Source organism: Thermoanaerobaculia bacterium (genome assembly GCA_018057705.1).
Taxonomy (GTDB): Bacteria; Acidobacteriota; Thermoanaerobaculia; order Multivoradales; family JAGPDF01; genus JAGPDF01.
Genome location: JAGPDF010000049.1, coordinates 31,928 through 34,787, shown reverse-complemented (window position 1 = coordinate 34,787; position 2,860 = coordinate 31,928). Strand labels below are relative to the sequence as shown.

The 2,860-nt window shown below is 70.4% G+C and carries 2 protein-coding genes; one reads left to right on the top strand and one right to left on the bottom strand.

What is annotated here, in order from left to right; genetic code table 11:
* The first annotated feature begins 229 nt into the window (after window positions 1–229).
* Window positions 230–1,144: a class I SAM-dependent methyltransferase gene (locus KBI44_14585; GenBank protein ID MBP9145708.1), complete on the top strand. Its 915-nt coding sequence runs from the start codon at window positions 230–232 to the stop codon at window positions 1,142–1,144.
* Between the two features lie 16 nt (window positions 1,145–1,160).
* Here the strand turns inward: KBI44_14585 and KBI44_14580 are convergent.
* Window positions 1,161–2,860 (bottom strand): ABC-F family ATP-binding cassette domain-containing protein (locus KBI44_14580; protein MBP9145707.1); only part of this gene is annotated, 1,700 nt, incomplete at its 5' end.

The following is a 2,860-nucleotide window of genomic DNA, read 5'->3' as shown; positions in this document are numbered from 1 at the left end:
GCCGCAGCACTACCGGCGAGCAGGGTAGCCAGACCGAGTCCGGTCAGCAGGGGATTGGCCATGTCATCTGTCTCCATAGGTATCGTCGATCCGATCGGGAGAGCCGCGAGTCACCTGCGGCGAGAGATCTCCATCTTAGGACACCCGGCGCCTGCGAGACGACTGCCCCGGCGGGTGGTGGAACCCCGAGGCCTGCGCTCTTGCTAGTCTGCTGCGCGGGAGGAGCCCCATGTCGAAGCCGTCGTTCGCAGCCGCCGTCGATCAGGCCTGGGCCGGGGGAGCCGGCGCCTGGACGTCGACCGCCGGCGGCCACTGGCTCGAGCATCCGCTGGTGCGGCGCCGGATTCACCAGAAAGTGTCGGGCCGGCCGGATCTCGACATCTACGGCTGGTTCCTCGAGATTCTGGACAGTCTGGGCGTCGCGCGCCCGGTGGCTTCCGCCCTGACCCTCGGATCGGGCGACGGCCGACTCGAGCGCGGGCTCGCACCGCAGCGCTTCGCCCGCCGCCACCTCGGTCTCGACCTCTCCGCCGGCGCCGTCGCCTCGGCGAACGCCGCCGCCGCCGGTCTCTCGCAGATCTCGTACGAGGTGGCCGATCTCAACCACCCGAACTTCCCGCAGGCACCCTACGACATCGTGCTGGGGGTGTCGTCAGTGCATCATGTCGAGCGCCTCGAGGAGCTCCTTCTCGCGGTCGAGCGCGCGCTCGTGCCGGGCGGGCTGCTCTTCCTCAACGAGTTCGTCGGGCCGAAGCGGTTTCAATGGAGCCGCCGCCAACTCGAATGCGCGACCTGCCTGCTCGGCCTCCTGCCCGAGCGCTATCGCCGCGCCGGGGAGGGCGGAGAGATCCATCGCCAGCCGTTCGCCCCCAGCGCCGAAGCCGTCATCGCCGCCGACCCGTCCGAATCGGTGCGCTCGGACGAGATCCTCCCGCTGGTGGCCGAACGCTTCGACATTCTGGAACGGCGCGATCTCGGTGGAACGCTGCTGCACCTCGTCCTCGAGGGGATCGCCCGCCGCTTCGACCCGGCGAAGCCCGAGGACGTGCGTTGGCTGAATCTGCTGTTCGAGGCCGAGGACGCCCTCATCGCTTCGGGCGAGCTCACGAGCGACTTCGCGGTCGTCGTCGCCCGCCGGCGATGAGCCGGCGCCGCCGCGCTCAGGCGAGCTTCGCTTCGAGCTCGGCCCAGCGGGCGTAGAGCCGCTCGACTTCGGCCTGGGCCGCCGCCAGGGCGGCGAAGCGCTCGTGGAGCCGGGCCGCGTCGGCGGCGATGGCGGGATCCTCTGCGGCCTTGCGGCACGTCTCGAGCTCGGCCTCGGCGGCGAAGATCGCCGCCTCCATGCCGTCCCACTCGCGCTGGTCCTTGTAGGAGAGGCGCTTCGCCGCCGGCTTCGCTCCGCCCGGGCCCATCCCTCGACCGGCAGGTCCGATACCGGGGCGGTTGCCGCCGGCGGCGGTCGCGGCGCGCGCCGCGCTCTCCTTGTTGCGGATCGCAGGCGGGCCACCGCCGAGCTCGGCGAGGTGCTTCACGCGTCGCGCCTCTTCCCACTGTCCGCTGTCGGTGTAGTGCTCTGCCCGACCGTCCTCGATCGCCAGGATTCCGGTCGAGACGCGGTCGAGGAGGTAGCGGTCGTGGGTGACCAGGACGAGCGCCCCGGGGAATTCGAGCAGGCTCTCCTCGAGCACCTCGAGGGTCGCGATGTCGAGGTCGTTCGTAGGCTCGTCGAGGATGAGAAGGTCGGCCTCGCGCAGCATCAGCCGCGCCACGAGAATACGCGCCTGCTCGCCGCCGGAGAGGCTCCCGACGGGGGTGTCGAGCTGTTCGGTGCGGAAGAGGAAGCGCTTCGCCCAGGCGGCGACGTGCACCACCTCGCCCAGGTGGATCACTGAGTCGCTGTCCGGAGCAAGAGCCCGGCGCAGGGTCAGTTTCCTGTCGAGCGTCTCTCGCCCCTGCTCGAAGCGGATGACCTTCAGGAACGGGGCGCGTTCGATCTCGCCGGCGTCGGGCTGAAGCGTGCCGTCGAGGAGCGAGAGCAACGTCGTCTTGCCGCTGCCGTTCAGGCCGAGGAGGCCCAACCGGGTGCCCGGGCCGAGCAGCAGGTCCACCCCCGAGAAGATGGTGCGGCCGTCGAACGCCTTGGCGAGCCCTTTCGCCTCGAGGAGGCGCTTCGTGCCGCGACCCGAGGCCTTGAAGTCGATTCCCGCACGCGGGCCGGCGGCGCGGCCGCGAACGTCGGCGAGCTCGCCCAGGAGGTCGTTGGCGCGGTCGATCCGTGCCTTCGACTTCGTGGTCCGCGCCTTCGGGCCGCGGCGCAGCCAGTCGACCTCGATCCGCGCCCGGTTGGCGAGCGCTTCTTCGTAGTCCTTCTGGTTCTTGAGCACCTCGTCGCGCTTGACCAGCAGATCGCTGTAGGTGCCGTCGACCGAGAGAATCCCCTCCGGGTAGACGCGGTCGAGCTCGAGCATCCGGCGCGAGACGTTCTCGAGGAAGTAGCGGTCGTGGGAGACCACCACGAACGCCTGCGCGGCTTCGACCAGCAACTCCTCGAGCTCGAGGATCCCTTCGAGGTCGAGATGGTTGGTCGGCTCGTCGAGGAGCAGAAGATCGGGCTCGCGCGCGACCTCGCAGGCGATCGCCAGGCGCTTCTTCCAGCCCCCGGAGAGCGCGCCGACCGGGAGCTCGCGCTCGCTGCGATCGCGGAACCCGAGGCGCCCGAGCGTGCGCGCGGCGCGCGCCTCCTTTTCGTATTCCTCGAGCGGCTCGCCGGCGAGCGCCTGGATCACCACCTCCTCGGCGGTCGACTCGGCCGGGAAACGGGTGTCCTGCTCGACGTAGCCGACCCGGACCCCCTTCTTCA